The organism is Aquabacterium olei, assembly GCF_003100395.1.
Classification (GTDB): domain Bacteria; phylum Pseudomonadota; class Gammaproteobacteria; order Burkholderiales; family Burkholderiaceae_C; genus Aquabacterium; species Aquabacterium olei.
Genome location: NZ_CP029210.1, coordinates 2,969,946 through 2,984,170 on the forward strand (window position 1 = coordinate 2,969,946; position 14,225 = coordinate 2,984,170).

General features: G+C 68.6%; 19 protein-coding genes. 8 read left to right on the forward strand and 11 right to left on the reverse strand.

The features are described from left to right. Positions 1-8 precede the first annotated feature (8 nt). Positions 9-953: an alpha/beta fold hydrolase gene (locus DEH84_RS13280; protein WP_109037282.1), complete on the forward strand. Its 945-nt coding sequence runs from the start codon at positions 9-11 to the stop codon at positions 951-953. Here DEH84_RS13280 and DEH84_RS13285 read toward each other — a convergent pair whose 3' ends face one another. Next, complete coding sequence (locus DEH84_RS13285) at positions 954-1,565, reverse strand: NADPH-dependent FMN reductase (protein WP_109037283.1); 612 nt, start codon at positions 1,563-1,565, stop codon at positions 954-956. It lies immediately after the preceding gene. A gap of 23 nt (positions 1,566-1,588) precedes the next feature. Continuing rightward, positions 1,589-2,146: a flavodoxin family protein gene (locus DEH84_RS13290; RefSeq protein ID WP_109037284.1), complete on the reverse strand. Its 558-nt coding sequence runs from the start codon at positions 2,144-2,146 to the stop codon at positions 1,589-1,591. Between the two features lie 88 nt (positions 2,147-2,234). On the opposite strand from DEH84_RS13290, the gene DEH84_RS13295 reads away from it, so the two are divergent. After that, positions 2,235-3,101 (forward strand): 23S rRNA (adenine(2030)-N(6))-methyltransferase RlmJ, encoded by an 867-nt coding sequence (locus DEH84_RS13295; RefSeq protein ID WP_109037285.1) that lies wholly within the window; start codon positions 2,235-2,237, stop codon positions 3,099-3,101. Positions 3,102-3,145: 44 nt separating this feature from the next. Here the strand turns inward: DEH84_RS13295 and DEH84_RS13300 are convergent, their stop codons facing one another. Then, positions 3,146-3,847, reverse strand: a complete 702-nt coding sequence (locus DEH84_RS13300; protein WP_109037286.1) for a pirin family protein — start codon at positions 3,845-3,847, stop codon at positions 3,146-3,148. Positions 3,848-3,976: 129 nt separating this feature from the next. Here DEH84_RS13300 and DEH84_RS13305 point away from each other — a divergent pair, with 129 nt between their 5' ends. Together DEH84_RS13305 and gluQRS are read left to right on the forward strand one after the other, a co-directional pair. Beyond that, the gene (locus DEH84_RS13305) at positions 3,977-4,921 is read left to right on the forward strand and encodes a LysR family transcriptional regulator (protein WP_109037287.1); all 945 of its coding nucleotides are present in this window, start codon (positions 3,977-3,979) and stop codon (positions 4,919-4,921) included. Next, positions 4,918-5,856 carry a tRNA glutamyl-Q(34) synthetase GluQRS gene (gluQRS, locus tag DEH84_RS13310; RefSeq protein WP_109037288.1) on the forward strand — a complete coding sequence of 313 codons (939 nt, stop codon included), beginning with the start codon at positions 4,918-4,920 and terminating at the stop codon, positions 5,854-5,856. Before DEH84_RS13305 ends, gluQRS begins: the two co-directional genes overlap by 4 nt. A 43-nt stretch (positions 5,857-5,899) precedes the next feature. On the opposite strand, the gene DEH84_RS13315 is transcribed toward gluQRS, so the two are convergent. Together DEH84_RS13315 and orn are read right to left on the reverse strand one after the other, a co-directional pair. Continuing rightward, on the reverse strand, positions 5,900-6,274 hold the full coding sequence (locus DEH84_RS13315) for a cupin domain-containing protein (RefSeq protein ID WP_109037289.1): 375 nt from the start codon (positions 6,272-6,274) through the stop codon (positions 5,900-5,902). A 10-nt stretch (positions 6,275-6,284) separates the two neighbouring features. After that, on the reverse strand, positions 6,285-6,866 hold the full coding sequence (orn, locus tag DEH84_RS13320; protein WP_109038393.1) for an oligoribonuclease: 582 nt from the start codon (positions 6,864-6,866) through the stop codon (positions 6,285-6,287). A gap of 88 nt (positions 6,867-6,954) precedes the next feature. Here orn and DEH84_RS13325 point away from each other — a divergent pair, with 88 nt between their 5' ends. The 4 genes from DEH84_RS13325 to DEH84_RS13340 are packed head-to-tail and all read left to right on the forward strand — an operon-like array spanning position 6,955 to position 9,842. Next, a complete protein-coding gene (locus DEH84_RS13325; protein ID WP_109037290.1) occupies positions 6,955-8,256 on the forward strand; it encodes a M48 family metallopeptidase in 1,302 nt (433 codons plus the stop codon). A 5-nt stretch (positions 8,257-8,261) separates the two neighbouring features. Further along, positions 8,262-8,600: a 4a-hydroxytetrahydrobiopterin dehydratase gene (locus DEH84_RS13330; RefSeq protein ID WP_245932586.1), complete on the forward strand. Its 339-nt coding sequence runs from the start codon at positions 8,262-8,264 to the stop codon at positions 8,598-8,600. Continuing rightward, positions 8,597-9,565 (forward strand): ribosome small subunit-dependent GTPase A, encoded by a 969-nt coding sequence (gene rsgA, locus DEH84_RS13335; protein WP_109037292.1) that lies wholly within the window; start codon positions 8,597-8,599, stop codon positions 9,563-9,565. Before DEH84_RS13330 ends, rsgA begins: the two co-directional genes overlap by 4 nt. Positions 9,566-9,578: 13 nt before the next feature. Further along, on the forward strand, positions 9,579-9,842 hold the full coding sequence (locus tag DEH84_RS13340; protein ID WP_109037293.1) for a hypothetical protein: 264 nt from the start codon (positions 9,579-9,581) through the stop codon (positions 9,840-9,842). Between the two features lie 98 nt (positions 9,843-9,940). Here DEH84_RS13340 and DEH84_RS13345 read toward each other — a convergent pair whose 3' ends face one another. The 6 genes from DEH84_RS13345 to rpsP form a co-directional block, all read right to left on the reverse strand. Further along, entirely contained in the window at positions 9,941-10,939 is a 999-nt protein-coding gene (locus DEH84_RS13345) for a CobD/CbiB family protein (RefSeq protein ID WP_109037294.1), read from the reverse strand. Between the two features lie 58 nt (positions 10,940-10,997). Further along, the gene (locus tag DEH84_RS13350; RefSeq protein ID WP_245932587.1) at positions 10,998-11,714 is read right to left on the reverse strand and encodes a CoA pyrophosphatase; all 717 of its coding nucleotides are present in this window, start codon (positions 11,712-11,714) and stop codon (positions 10,998-11,000) included. 155 nt (positions 11,715-11,869) lie between these two features. Then, the gene (rplS, locus tag DEH84_RS13355; RefSeq protein ID WP_109037296.1) at positions 11,870-12,226 is read right to left on the reverse strand and encodes a 50S ribosomal protein L19; all 357 of its coding nucleotides are present in this window, start codon (positions 12,224-12,226) and stop codon (positions 11,870-11,872) included. Positions 12,227-12,332: 106 nt separating this feature from the next. Further along, positions 12,333-13,115, reverse strand: coding sequence for a tRNA (guanosine(37)-N1)-methyltransferase TrmD (gene trmD, locus DEH84_RS13360; protein WP_109038394.1), 783 nt, complete (start codon positions 13,113-13,115; stop codon positions 12,333-12,335). 19 nt (positions 13,116-13,134) lie between these two features. Next, positions 13,135-13,791, reverse strand: coding sequence for a ribosome maturation factor RimM (gene rimM / locus DEH84_RS13365; protein WP_109037297.1), 657 nt, complete (start codon positions 13,789-13,791; stop codon positions 13,135-13,137). Positions 13,792-13,806: 15 nt separating this feature from the next. After that, positions 13,807-14,064, reverse strand: coding sequence for a 30S ribosomal protein S16 (rpsP, locus tag DEH84_RS13370; RefSeq protein WP_109037298.1), 258 nt, complete (start codon positions 14,062-14,064; stop codon positions 13,807-13,809). Positions 14,065-14,225: the final 161 nt, after the last annotated feature.

Consider the following 14,225-nt stretch of genomic DNA (forward strand, 5'->3'; position numbering starts at 1 on the left):
GTCGGCCCATGGAGTGGTTGAAACGTCTGTGGTGGGCCATCGTGCTGTTCGCCGCCGTGCTGGCGGGGGTGGTGGCCACCACCTGGGAACCTGACCGCCAGCTCGGGCAGCTCGTGGCCCGCTGGGCGCCGGACCCATCGATCTTCATCGAGCTCGATGGCATGCAGGTGCACGTGCGCGACACGGGTCCGCGCGACGACCGGACGCCCATCGTGCTGCTGCACGGCATGGCTTCCAGCCTGCATACCTTCGACGGCTGGCAGCGCGGTCTGCAGGCCCGCCACCGCGTCATCACGGTCGACCTCCCCGGCTTCGGCCTGACCGGCCCGTCGCCCCAGGGCGACTACCGCATCGACGCCTACACCCGCTTCGTGCTGCGCCTGCTGGACAACCTCGGCCTGCGCCAGGTGATTCTGGGCGGCAATGCGCTGGGCGGCGAAGTGGCCTGGCAGACCGCCGTGCTGGCGCCCGACCGCGTCAGCAAACTCATCCTGATCGACGCCGATGGCTATGAGCCGTCGGTGCTGTCCATGCCTCTGGCCTTTCAGGTGGCCAGCACGCGGGGCCTGCGCTGGGTGTCGGAGCGCATCCTGCCGAAGTCGCTGGTGGCGTCGAGCGTGCGCAGCGTGTTCGGCGCGCCGGAACGGGTCACCCAGGAACAGGTCGATCGCTATTTCGAGATGGCCCTGCGCGTGGGCAACCGCGGCGCGCTTTTCCAGCGCATGGACCAGGCCCAGTTCGGCGCCTCGGCCCTGCTGATCAAGCGCGTGCGGCAGCCCACCCTGGTGATCTGGGGCGAGCGCGACGAAATGATCTCGCCCGAACACGGCCGCCTGTTCTGCCGCGACATCCCGCAGTGCCGGCTCGTGACCTACCCCGACCTGGGCCACCTCCCGCAGGAAGAGGCCCCGGCCGCCACGCTGAGCGCGGTCCGCGAGTTTCTCGGCAGCTGATCAGCCCTGCAGGCGCCAGTTGGCCTGGCGCACCACCGAAGCCACGAGGCGGTCCAGCATCTGGTCGAGTGCATCGCTCGCCAGACGACCCGGCGCGGTGAACTGCTGATCGGCTGCGGGCACGCCCACCTGCTCGGGTACCACCACCATCGCGAAGTTGGTGCTCAGGAAGGTGCGCACGATGGGCAACGCCCGCACGCCACCCAGTGCACCCGGCGAAGCGGCCATCAGGCCCACCGGTTTGCCCGCGGTGGCGGCCGTGCCACCAGGCAGCTCACCCTCGGCCTGCACGACAGACAGCCAGTCGAGCGCGTTGATCAGCAGCGGGGTCGGCAAGGCGTTGTACTCGGGGCTGGCCAGCAGCACGCCGTCGTGCGCCGCCATCAGGTCACGCAACTGGCGCGCTCCGGCGGGCAGCCCTTCGGCCGCGATCAGGTCGGCATCGAACACCGGCAGGGCCAGTGCGCGCAAGTCCACCGAGGTGACCTCGGCCCCCAGGGCGGTGGCCTTGGCGGTGGCCACCGCCACCAGTTTGCCGTTGATCGAACCCTCGCGGGCGCTGCCACTCAACGCCAGCAGGCGGGGGGCACGGTTCGGATGGGAGGCGGTCATGCAGGTCGTCCTTCAGGTGTCGTTCAGGCGTTGAAGCGGCTGGCCACGGCGCGCACGCGCTCGCCAAACAGGCGGGCGGTCTCGAGGTCCCCCGGCAGCATCTCGTCCACGCTGGCGTCCGAGGGGGTCGAGGCCATGGCGCCGCTGAACGAGGCCACGTAGTTCACGTCGTTGCGCGTCGCAGCCTTGCTGTTGCTCGGCATCATGCCCGTGCCGACCCACACCATGCTGTGTTGCATGGCCAGGGTAAACAGGTAGTGCAACGTCGACAGCTTGTCGCCGTTCATCGAGGCCGAGTTGGTGAAGCCGGCGGCCAGCTTGTCCTTCCAGCCTTGCGTGTACCAGATGCGCGATGTTGCATCGATGAACTTCTTGAACTGCCAGGGCACGTTGCCCATGTAGGTCGGCGCGCCGAACACGATGGCGTCGGCAGCGGCCAGCGTGGCCCAGCCGCTGTCGGGCAGGTTGCCTTCGGCGTCCACGGCCACCAGGGTCGCACCGGCGCCCTCGGCGACGGCCTCGGCCATGCGTCGGGTGTGGCCGTAGCCGCTGAAATACACGATGGCGATCTGCTTGCTCATGACGGAATCCTTTCAGGGAGACAGAGGGAACGGGAAAAAGACAAGGACATCAGCCGCAGGCAGCGCCATCCGCTGCTACCCTTGGGCCATGTTCAGTTATCGACACGGCTTCCACGCGGGCAACCACGCCGATGTGCTCAAGCACACGGTGCTGGTGCAGTTGCTTTCGCACCTGCTGCAGAAAGACAAACCCTTCTGGGTGATCGACACCCATGCGGGCGGCGGCCTGTACGACCTCACCGCGGGCTACGCCGCACGCAGCGGCGAGGCGGCCTCGGGCATCCAGGCCTTGTGGCCCAAGCGGCACGACCCGGCCATGCCGGAAGCCGTCAAGGCCTTTGTGAAACAGGTGGCGGCCGTGAACCACGGCGACACGCTCCAGTGGTATCCCGGCTCGCCGCAACTGGCGGCGCAGATGCTGCGCGAGGGCGACCACCTGCGCCTGTATGAGCTGCATCCCACCGAAAGCAAGGTGCTGGAGCAGCACTTCGAGTCGGTGCGGCGCGGCGTCAGCATCCAGGTGGCCGATGGTTTTGCAGGCCTCCGCGGCGTGCTGCCGCCTCCACCACGCCGCGGCCTGGTGCACATCGACCCGCCGTACGAGGTCAAGGACGACTACAAGATCGTGGTCCAGACGCTGAAGGATGCCGTGCCGCGCTTTGCCACCGGCACGTACGCCATCTGGTACCCCGAGGTGGCGCGCCATGAGGCGCAACAGCTGCCAGGCCAACTCAAGCGCGTGGCGGCGTCGCTGCCCAAGGTTGACTGGCTCCACGCCACGCTGCGCGTCAAGGCCGCTGCCCGCGACGGTGTGGGCCTGTTCGGCAGCGGCATGTTCATCATCAACCCGCCGTGGACGCTGTACGACCGCCTGGCCGAAGCGCTGCCCTGGCTGGTCGAGAAGCTCGGCGAAGACGACCACGCCGCCTACACCCTCGAAGCCCAGCAGAACTGAGCCAGGGTCGAGACATCGGCCGAGCATGGTGTGCACCCCGGTGCTCAGGCGGCCAGATCGAACACCAGCACTTCGGCCTGGCGCCCGCCGTCCAGACGCAGCAGCGCCTCGCCCTCCAGCATCGCGGCATCCCCGGCCTTCAGCGCCTGACCGTTGACGGCCAGTTCGCCCAGCGCCACATGCACATAGGCCTTGCGACGCGGGTCGAGCGCCAGTTCGGCCGCTTCAGCGCCGTCGAACAGGCCGGCATACAGCAGCGCGTCGGCCGTCATGCCGACCGAGCCCTCGCGGCCGTCGGGTGACGCCACCAGGCGCAGTTGCCCGCGTTTGTCGGCCGCACCGAAGTGCTTCTGCTCGTAGCTCGGGCGGATGCCGCGCGCCGTGGGCTGGATCCAGATCTGCAGCAGGTGCGTGGCGGACGCCGTCTCGTGGTTGAACTCGCTGTGCAGGATGCCCTTGCCGGCACTCATGCGCTGCACATCGCCCGGCAGGATGGTGGCGCCATTGCCCAGACTGTCCTGGTGGGCCAGCGCGCCGTCCAGCACGTAGGTCACGATCTCCATGTCGCGGTGGCCGTGCATGCCGAAGCCCCGCCCGGGGGCGATCACGTCGTCGTTGATGACGCGCAGCGGGCCGAACCCCATGAAGGCCGGGTCGTGGTAGTCCGCGAACGAGAAGCTGTGGAAGCTCTGCAGCCAGCCGTGGTCGGCATAGCCGCGGTCTTCGGATCGGCGCAGCGTGAGCATGAGGGGTCTCCTGAGAGGGGGTCGGGCGCCCACTGGACGCATGACCTCACTGTAGGCACCGACAACCCCTCGGTGGCTGCGGCCTTCTGATGGCATCATTCAAACCAATTGAACGAAACGAGTCGAACGATGCAGGATCGCCGCCACGTCCTCACGCCCGACGCCCTGCTGATGATGGACACCATCGCCCGCACCGGCAGCTTCGCGGCCGCCGCCCGGGAGCTCGGCAAGGTGCCTTCGGCCCTCACCTACAGCGTGCGCCAGCTGGAAGACGCGCTCGATGTGCTGCTGTTCGACCGGCGCAGCCGCCAGGCCCGCCTGACGACGGCCGGCGAGGAACTGCTGCGCGAAGGCCGCCTGTTGCTGCAGCAGATGGCCGCCGTGGCCAACCGGGTGCAACGTGTGGCCTCGGGGTGGGAAGCCGAGCTGACGATTGCCGTCGACAAGGCCATGGCGCCCCACGCGATCTTCGACCTGATGGAGGCGTTCTATGCGCTCAAGCCCCCCACCCGCCTGCGCATGCGCAGCGAGGTCATGACCGGCACCTGGGAGGCCCTGACCACCGGCAAGGCCGATCTCGCCATTGGCGTGCCGGCCGATCGCGTGGTGGGTTCCGACATGCGGCAGGAGCTGATCGGCGAGTTCAAGTTCATCTTCGCGGTGGCGCCCCACCACCCGCTCGCTGCCGAACCCGGCCCGCTGAGCCCGGCCGAGATCGCCCGCCACCGCATCATCGCCGTGGCCGACACGGCGCAGGGGCTGACCCCGATGACGGTCGGCATCCTTCCCGGCCAGGACGTGCTCACCCTGCCCTCCATGTCGGCGAAGCTCGAAGCCCAACTGCGGGGCCTGGGCTGCGGCTACCTGCCCGAGCCCATGTTGCGCCCCTATCTGGATCAGGGCCGACTGGTGCACAAGCCGGTGACCGGCCCGGAACGCCTGATCCGCTCGTTCTACGCCTGGCGCCAGCCCAGCGCCCAGCCGGGGCTGGGGCTCACGTGGTGGCTGCACCAACTCGCCAGCCCGACCACCCGGCGCGCGCTGCTCGAGCGCCATGAGGGCCTGCTGCTGTGAGCGCTGGCGCCCCCTACGTCGGCCGCTTTGCGCCGTCGCCCACCGGCCCATTGCATGCGGGTTCCTTGGTGGCGGCCCTGGCCAGCTGGCTGGACGCGCGCGCGCACGGCGGGCAGTGGCTGGTGCGCATCGAAGACGTCGACACCCCGCGCTGCGTGCCGGGTGCCGACACGCTGATCCTGCAGCAGCTGGCGACCTGCGGCCTGTACCCCGACGCGCCGCCGCTGTGGCAGAGCCACCGGGGAGACCGCTATCAGGCTGCGCTCGACCGGCTCATCGCCCAGGGCACGGCCTACGGTTGCGCCTGCACCCGCAGCGACATCGCGCGCGCGAACGCCGAGCTGGGCCGCATCAAGCCCCGGCATGGCGATCTGGTCTACCCCGGGACCTGCCGCCCCGACCACACGGGCCTGCGGGGTCGCGCGCCCCGCGCCTGGCGGGTCTCTGTACCGCAAGGCGCCGCCGGGCACTGGCTCTGGGTCGACCGGCGGCTGGGCCCGCAGTCACAGCAGCTGGACGAGGCCGTCGGCGACTTTGTGGTGCGCCGGGCGGACGGCCTGTGGGCCTACCAGCTGGCGGTGGTGGTGGACGATGCCGAGCAGGGCATCACCGACGTCGTGCGGGGCGAAGACCTCGCGGACAACACGCCCCGCCAGATGTGGCTGCAGCAGCAACTGGGCTGGCCTCACCCGCGCTACCTGCACACGCCGCTGGTGATGGGCGACAACGGCGAGAAACTGTCGAAGCAGAACGGTGCGGCGGCCCTGGCGCTCGATGATCCGCTGGACGCGCTGCGGCGGGCGGGTGCCGTGCTGGGCCTGTCCGCTGTGGCCGGCGGCACTGTGAGCGAGTGGCTCGGCGCCGCCATTCCGGCCTGGCGGGCCAGGCTGGCGTGCTGGGCCTCCTCCGCTCCCCGCGCCGAAACCATCGCCTGACGACACGCTGCCGTGCGACGGCGTGGCACGGCGTGCCCGTGGCTCAGCCGCCCACGAGCACGAAGTGCTTGCGCACGGGCTCGATCACCTCGAACGCCCCGACAAACCCGCCGGGGATGACGGCACCTTCCCCGGCACGCACGTCCGTCCAGCCACCGGCCGCGTCATGCAGACGCACATGGCCTTCCAGCACGAAGAAATACTCGTGCTTGCCCGGCGGAAACACGATGCGCCAGCGGCCCACCTCACAGGCCCAGATGCCGGCCGACAGGTCGCCCGCGGCCGGCTCGTACAGCGTCCAGGTCTCGCGACGCGGGTTGCCCTGCTCCAGCCGGTCCGGCCGCGGATGGTCGATCGCACCGCCGCCCACCGGGGCGTCGAACCGGACGATGCCCGGCCGATCTGCATGCTGCGTCATCGGCCCGGCCTCACTTCACCAGGAAATGCTCGCGGTAATAGGCCAGCTCGTCGATGGATTCGTGGATGTCGGCCAGCGCAGTGTGCTTCTGCGCCTTCTTGAAGCCTTCGGCCAGGCCCGGCTTCCAGCGCTTGGCCAGTTCCTTCAGCGTGCTGACATCCAGGTTGCGGTAGTGGAAGAAGGCTTCCAGCTTCGGCATGTAGTTCGCCAGAAAGCGACGGTCCTGGCAGATCGAGTTGCCGCACATCGGCGACTTGTTGGCCGGCACGTACTGCTTCAGGAAGTCGATCACGGCCTGGGCGGCCTCATCTTCGCTCACGGTCGAGGCCTTGACGCGGTCGATCAGGCCGCTGCGGCCGTGCGTGCCCTTGTTCCAGTTGTCCATCTTGTCGAGCACGGCGTCGCTCTGGTGCACGGCAAACACCGGCCCTTCCACGCGCACAGCCAGGTTGGCGTCGGTCACCACCACCGCGATTTCGATGATGCGGTCGCTCTCGGGCTTGAGGCCCGTCATCTCGAGGTCGATCCAGATCAGGTTCTGGTCGCTCTTGGCCAGGGTCACGGGGGTGTCGGGGGCGGTGGTGTCGGTCATGTCGGCAGAGGTCAAAACAGGCGCTGGCGTCACGGTCTTGTGCACGCCAGCCCGGCAGCCGATTGTGCGGCAAACGTACACTCCCGACATGCCATCCAGCACCGTCACCCTGCTTTTTGCCTTTTTCGTCGCGGCCTCCGTGCTCGTGAAGCTCTGGCTCGACACCCGCCAGGCCCGCCACGTCGCACGCCACCGCGCCGCTGTGCCACCCGCGTTTGCCGACGAGGTGACGCTGCGCAGCCACCAGCGCGCCGCCGACTACACGCTCGACAAGTTGCGTTTCGGCCTGGTGAACACCGTCGTGACCACCGCCGTGCTGCTCGGCTGGACGCTGCTGGGCGGCCTCGACGTGCTGAACCACGCGGTGCGCGATCTGGTCTTCCCCCGCTGGGGCGGCCTGGCCTACCAGCTTGTGCTGCTCGGCGCCTTCAGTGCCATCGGGGCCCTCATCGAGATGCCGCTCGAAGCGTGGCACACCTTCCGCATCGAGCAGCGCCACGGCTTCAACCGCATGGGCTTCGGCATGTGGGTGGGCGATCACATCAAGCAGGCGCTTGTTGGTGTCGTGATCGGTGCCCCGATTGCCGCCCTCATCCTGTGGCTGATGGGCGCGGCTGGCAACACCTGGTGGCTGTGGGCCTGGGCGGCCTGGGTGTCGTTCAGCCTGCTGCTGATGGTGGTCTTTCCGATCTTCATCGCACCGCTGTTCAACAAGTTCGAGCCGCTGCAGGACGACGGCCTGGCCCAGCGCGTGACCGGCCTGATGCAACGCTGTGGGTTCAAGGCCAAGGGCTTTTTCGTGATGGACGGCAGCCGCCGCTCTGCGCACGCCAACGCCTACTTCACCGGGCTGGGGTCGTCCAAGCGTGTGGTGTTCTTCGACACCTTGCTGTCCAAGCTCTCGCATGGCGAGGTCGAGGCCGTGCTGGCGCACGAACTGGGGCACTTCAAGCACAAACACGTGCTCAAGCGCATGATCATGATGTTCGTGATGAGCCTGATCGGCTTTGCGCTGCTGGGCTGGCTCTCGCGCCAGATGGCCTTCTACACCGGCCTGGGCGCCTCGCCCAACCTGGGCGCGCCGAACGATGCGCTGGCCCTGCTGCTGTTCATGCTCGCGTTGCCGCCCGTGATGTTCTTCGTCGCGCCGGTGTTCTCGGCCTTCTCGCGCCGTGACGAGTACCAGGCCGACGCCTATGCCTGTGCGCAGGCCAGCGGCACCGACCTGGCCAACGCCCTGATCAAGCTCTACAAGGACAACTCGTCCACCCTCACGCCCGACCCGGTGTACGTGCGCTTCCACTACTCGCACCCGCCCGCCTCCGAGCGCCTGGCCGCCATGGGCGCCCTCGCCCACACGCCGCCGCACGGCGCGGCCCAACCGGCATGAGCGCGGTGAGCCCCCTTCCACTGCACCAGCAGCGTTGTGAGCCGCGCGCCGGCTCGCCGCTGTCCGTGGCCGGCCAGCACGCCATGCTCGGCCAGATCCCCGGCTGGCAGGTCGATGCCAGCGTGCCCGGCGGCGCGCTGCAGCGCACCTACAGCTTCCCCGACTTCCACCGCACCATGGCCTTCGTGAACGCCGTGGCCTGGATTGCCCACGAACAGGATCACCACCCCGACATGGCCGTGTCCTTCAACCGCTGCACGCTGCGCTGGTCGACCCATTCGGTCGGCGGCGTCTCGCTCAACGACTTCATCTGCGCTGCCCGCGTGGATGCGCTCGGCGCATGAAGCGGGGTCACCCGCCCGCCCCGCAGGGCCGCAAGGGACGCCCGGCCCGCGAAGCCGACACCTCGGGCTGCACCAGCGGCCTGGTCGTTTCCACGCACGGCCGCCACGTGGTCGTCGAGCCCGAGGAGGGCCCGCGCCTGATCTGCCACCCCCGCGGCAAGAAGAGCGAAGCGGTGGTGGGTGACCGGGTGCTGTGGCAACACACACTCGATGGCGGCGATGAAGGGGTGATCGTGCAGGTCGAGCCGCGCCGCAGCCTGCTGTGGCGCCAGGACGAATGGCGCAGCAAGTCGTTTGCCGCCAACCTCGACCAGTTGCTGATGTGGATCGCGGTCGAGCCCGTGTTCAGCGAAGCGCAGCTCACGCGCGCCCTGATCGCCGCCGAATCGGCCGACATCCCGCCGACCATCGTGCTCAACAAGATCGACCTGCCCGGTGCCGACGCTGCCCGCGCCCGCCTGGCGCCCTACCGCGCCATGGGTTACCGGGTGGTCGAGCTCTCGCTGAAGGCCGACACCGAAGGCGCCCGGGCGCAGATGGCCCCGCTGCTCGACGGCAAGGCGACGCTGGTGCTGGGTCCCTCGGGCGCCGGCAAGAGCACGCTCATCAACACCCTGCTGCCCGAGGCGCGGGCCGAGGTCGGCGAGATCTCGCAGGCGCTGAACTCCGGTCGCCACACCACCACCACCAGCCTTTGGTACTGGATGGACAAGGCCGCCGGCACCGCCGTCATCGACTCGCCCGGCTTTCAGGAGTTCGGCCTGCATCACATCCCGCCCACCGATCTGGCGCGCTGGATGCCCGACATCGGCAAGCACGTGGCCGACTGTCGCTTCCACAACTGCACGCACCGGCAGGAGCCGGGCTGCGCCGTGCGCGCCGCCGTCGAGCGCGGTGAGATCAGCCCGATCCGCCTGAGCCTGTTCAACGACCTGTTCGAGGAGCTGAGCCAGCCCCGCTGGTGAGGCCTGCTGCCCCATGACCGACCGCCTTGCCGCCCTGCCCGCCTCCCTGACCGCCTTCGGCGCCGGCCAACTGCCCCTTTCCGCGCTGACTCAGCAATGGCGTGAGGCCGCCCGGGCGCATGAGCCGGCACTGCCGCCGCGCTACCTCGAGGTGCTCGAACGGGTGTTGTCCCAGCTGGAAAGCGCCGCGCTGTTCACGGAAGAGAGCTGCTCGTTCAGCCAGGGTGACATGGTGGCGGCGCTGGGCGACTGGCTGGCGCGCGCCCGTGCGCTGTGACGACAGGAAGGTGACAAGGTCAGGCTGACGCGCGCCGGCTCGCCGCACAGGGTCAGCCCCGCAAGACCGGCGCGCCGCATACCGGACCGGCCGGCTGCTCAGCCGATCAGGTTGGCCAGCGACAGCAGCGCCAGCAGCAGCATCCACAGCACGACCGAGCGCCACACCAGGCCCACCACGCTGCGCAGGTGCGCCATTTCGGGCGGTGCGCCGGTGGTGCTGCCTTCGGCGTCGATCACGTCCGGCGAATCGCCGCTGACCACGGTGCGGCTGACGTCGCCGAAGGCGCGGCCGGTGGCCGGTGCCACCTGCCCGCCCAGGCGCACGCCAATGGCCCCGGATGCCGCCGACAGGATGGTGCCTTCGTTCGGGTGAGCCCAGAGCACCGCATGGCGGCGCCACGCGTCGATCGCGTCCTCGAAGTTGCCCACCACCGCAAAGCCAAATGCCGTCAGGCGCGCGGGCACGTGGTCGATGAGCGCGAACATCGTCTGCGACAGGGCCATCAGGCGGTCATGCGTCGGCTGGCCGGTCACGCGGCTCTTGTACGACCAGTAGCGGCCGGCAAACTCGGCCATGCGGTAGAGCACCGCGCCCGCCGGGCCCAGGCCAAAGGTGGAGAGCGCCACGAACCAGAAGAACACGCCGAACACGTGGCGGTGCGCCGCCAGCAGCGAGAACTCGATGACATGGCGCAGGATCTCGGTGCGCGGCAGGTCGCTCGCATCGACGTTCTGCCAGTGGGCGAGCAGTTCGCGGGCGCGCTCTTCACGACCCTGTTCGAGCGCATCGCGGATGTCGGTGTAATGGTGGCTGAACTGCCGGAAGCCCAGCGTCAGGTACAGCACGGCCACGTCGAACGCCAGCGCAAGCAGGGTGCTGTAGCGGTTGACGAAGACGTACAGGATGGCCACCAGCGCCGCCGACGCCACCACGGTGATCCCCCAGACCACGCGCGCATGCACCTCGGCCCCCGCATCGAAATTGCGCCCGACCCAGCGCACCCAGGCCGTCAGGCCGTGGTGAATGGGGTTGAGGTTCGAGAGGGGTTTGAGCTGTTCGGCGAGCAGGGCGAACAGCACGGCAAAAAAGCTCATGGCTCAGGATCATAGCGGGGCCCACCGGCCCCCTGGTGACAGAAAAGAACACGCCGCATCACGCGGAAAGGAAGCGGTATAAATTTCGCAACATCGCGGCGGTGGCACCCCAGATGAAATACTCGCGATCGGACTCGGCGCCGGGCCGCCACGGCATCGAGAAGAACTCGATGCGCGGGTTGTCGCGCCCCATTTCGATGGCCGGCACGCCGAAGGCCCGCCGCTGGTGATGGCGCGGATCCATCAGGAAGGACAGCGGCACCTCGAAGGCCTCGGCCACCTCGCTCGGATCGGGCTGCAGCGCCAGCATCGGCGTCTCGTGCGGCTGGGGCGCAATCAGGCCCACCACCGGCGTCACGATGAAGCCGGTGCCCGTGGTGTAGCGCGGCATCTGGCCCAGCACGTGCACGCGCTCGGGCGGCAGGCCCACCTCCTCGTGGGCCTCGCGCAAGGCGGTCGCCACCGGGTCCGGGTCACCGGGCTCACTGCGCCCACCCGGGAAGCTGATCTGGCCCGCGTGCTTGCGCAGCGTGGCCGTGCGTTGGGTCAGCAGCACGGCGGGCTCGGGGCGCATCACGATGGGCACCAGCACCGCCGCATGAACCGGATCGGGCGGACTGGCCCAGCGCTCGATCGAGATGTCGGGCTGCCACACGGGCGGCGACAGAAAGCGCTCGACCAGCGCCTGCTGCGAGAAGCGTTGCGGGTCGACCGGCGGGAGATGGTGATCGTGACCGAGCAGTTCGGCGACGCGGGGGTCGATGGAAACGGTCATGGCATGCACCATAGCAAAAGCCGCCTGGGCTTGCGCAGCAGGCGGCTTTTGATGTCTTCGAGACGCTTTTGACGTGGCCCCTGGGGGCCCACGTCGGAAACTCGCTTGCTTTGCGTTGCAAAGCACCGTGACCCATGGCCACGGCTGAGCCATGCTCAGGCGAGCTTCTCCTTGATTCGAGCCGACTTGCCCGAACGCTGGCGGAGGTAGTACAGCTTGGCGCGGCGGACGTCACCGCGGCGCTTGACTTCGATCGACGCGATCAGCGGGCTGTACAGCTGGAACGTACGCTCGACGCCTTCGCCGCTGGAGATCTTGCGGACGATGAAGCTGGAGTTCAGGCCGCGGTTGCGCTTGGCGATCACGACGCCTTCGTAGGCCTGCACACGCTTGCGGGTGCCTTCAACCACGTTCACGTTCACGATCACGGTGTCGCCAGGGGCGAACGACGGGATGGTCTTGTTCAGACGAGCGATTTCTTCTTGCTCGAGCTGTTGGATGATGTTGGACATCAAGGGCTCCTAGGGTGATCTTGCCCGCGCCAGGTTGGATGTCGAAGACCCCTCGGGATGAGGCGCCCCCGCAATGAAGCCGGGTAGAGGATCGGAAAACCGCAGATTATAGCGTCAGTCCGCGCAGAAAGTCTTCATCTTTCTTCGACAACTCGCCACGTTCGCGCGCTGCAGCGATCAACTCGGGGCGGCGACGCAACGTGATCGCGAGCTGCTGCTCACGGCGCCAGCGCGCAATGTGGGCGTGGTGCCCCGACAGCAGCACCGGTGGCACGCCCTGCTCGATCGGCTCACCGCCTTCACGCGCAGGCAGCGGCAGCACCTCGGGGCGGCTGTAGTGCGGGCAATCCAGCAAGCCGTCCGAGAAGCTGTCCTGCTGGTGCGAGGCGGCATCGTGCAGCACACCGGGTTGCAGGCGCGCCACCGCATCCATGAGCGTCAGCGCGGGCAACTCGCCGCCCGACAGCACGTAGTCGCCCAGGCTGATTTCCTCGTCGACGTGTGCGTCGATGAAACGCTGGTCGATGCCTTCGTAGCGGCCGCACAGCAGCACGGCGCCCGGCGAGGCCGCCAGCGCTTCGACGCGTTGCTGCGTGAGCGGGCGGCCCGCGGGGCTGAACAGCACAACGGGCAGCCTGGCGCCGCCGTCGGCCGCCTGCGAGGCGCGGATGGCAGCCAGGCAGCGCACCAACGGCTCGACCAGCATGACCATGCCGGGGCCACCCCCGAAAGGCCGGTCGTCGACACGGCGGTACACCCCCTCTGCATGGTCGCGCAGCGGCCACAGGCGCACGTCCACCGCCCGCGTCTCGAAGGCGCGACGGGTCACGCCCACGCTCTGAAACGGGGCGAACAACTCGGGAAACAGGGTGATGACGTCGAAGCGCACGGCCATGTGCCGCCCCGCGTCAGTAGTCGAGGCCCCAGTCGGCCACGATGCGTTTGTCGGCCAGGCTGACACTGTCGATGTAGGCCGACACAAAGGGAATCAGACGCTCGGCCGGCGCACCTTCAGCTGGCGCATCGACGGTGCAGCGCAGCACGCAATGCGGACCGGTGTCGAGCAGGTCGGCCACCTTGCCCAGGTGCTGGCCTTCACGGTTGACGACGTCCAGACCGATCAGGTCGATCCAGTAGAACTCGTCTTCGTCGGGCGTGGGGAAGGCCGAGCGCGACACGAAGACGCGCGCGCCCTTCAAGGCTTCGGCGTCGTTGCGGTCTTCCAGGCCCTCGGCGGTCACGACGACCACGTCGCCCTGCTCACGGGCCTGCTTGACCTGCAGGAAGCGTGGCGCGCTGAGGCGGGCCGGGGCAGCGGGCTCGGCACCCGCGGAGGCCGTCCGACGTGCTGCCGGACGCGCCACGGCGCCCGGAGCCGCTTCGGCCGGGCGCAGAAACCATTTCTTGGTGCAGAAGAGCGCCTGAGGATCGGTCGAGAACGGCAGCACCTTGATGCCGCCCTTCACGCCCCAGGCGTCCAGCACGCGCCCCACCTCCACCGCGTCATCGGGCCAGACGACGCCGTCTTCCAGCACGAGGGGGGAGGCTGTGGCGCGGTCGTTCATGCGAAACGCAGAACCTTAGGCAGCAGCGGCCTGGGTCTTGGCCTGGCGCAGCAGGCGACCCACGGTCTCCGAAACCTGGGCACCGTTGTTCACCCAGTGCTCGACGCGGTCGAAAGCGACGCGCAGCGACTCGGCATTGCCCGAAGCCACGGGGTTGTAGAAACCCACGCGCTCGAGGAAGCGGCCGTCACGGCGGTTGCGCGAATCAGCGGCAACGATGTTGAAGAAAGGGCGCTTCTTGGAGCCGCCACGTGCGAGTCGAATCACGACCATGATGTGTCCTTCAGATTGGTTTGGGCGACCGGCCCGCCCGGGAGACACTCGGGGTAGACCAGCCAGGGTTCGCGCAGGCGTCTGGTTTCATCCGACCTGCCCGCACCATTTTTTTTGATTCGGCGCCGATTAGATACGCGCCACGCACTTCCCTGTTCGAA